The sequence below is a fragment of the Pseudomonas putida genome, from assembly GCF_004357765.1.
GTDB lineage: Bacteria > Pseudomonadota > Gammaproteobacteria > Pseudomonadales > Pseudomonadaceae > Aquipseudomonas > Aquipseudomonas putida_U.
Genome location: NZ_SMTE01000114.1, coordinates 1 through 604, shown reverse-complemented (window position 1 = coordinate 604; position 604 = coordinate 1). Strand labels below are relative to the sequence as shown.

1 protein-coding gene and 1 pseudogene are annotated in these 604 nt (G+C 60.8%); both read right to left on the bottom strand.

The window, feature by feature from the left end:
* Positions 1–211 (bottom strand): 30S ribosomal protein S10 (gene rpsJ / locus E2H86_RS25755; protein ID WP_133332292.1); only part of this gene is annotated, 211 nt, incomplete at its 3' end.
* Between the two features lie 107 nt (positions 212–318).
* Positions 319–604 (bottom strand): annotated as a pseudogene (gene tuf, locus E2H86_RS25750) (elongation factor Tu); the annotation flags it as partial.

Here is a 604-nt window from a genome sequence, read left to right as displayed (position 1 = left end):
GGTGCGTGCGGATTTCGAACTGGTCGCGACTGGTCTTGTTGACGTGCGGCGAACGCAGAACGTCGAAACGCTGGATGCGAGTCGGCAGGGGCACCGGGCCCTTGACGATCGCGCCGGTGCGCTTGGCGGTCTCGACGATTTCAGCGGCCGACTGGTCGATCAGGCGATAGTCGAAAGCCTTCAGGCGGATACGGATCTTCTGGTTCTGCATGATGTTTCCTTAAAGAGCATGGCGGCCGGGCCGCCGGTAGATTGAAAGAGCGATGCAACAGGCGATGCGCCGCACCCCTTGCGAGGAACAGCGCATCAATCCGCCTTTTACTTCAGGATCTTGGCAACGACGCCAGCACCGACGGTACGACCACCTTCACGGATTGCGAAGCGCAGGCCTTCTTCCATGGCGATCGGGGCGATCAGCTTGACGGTGATCGACACGTTGTCGCCCGGCATGACCATTTCTTTGTCGGCCGGCAGCTCGATCGAGCCGGTCACGTCCGTCGTACGGAAGTAGAACTGCGGGCGATAGTTGTTGAAGAACGGCGTGTGACGACCGCCTTCGTCCTTCGACAGGATGTAGACCTCGCCCGTGAAGTGCGTGTGCGGC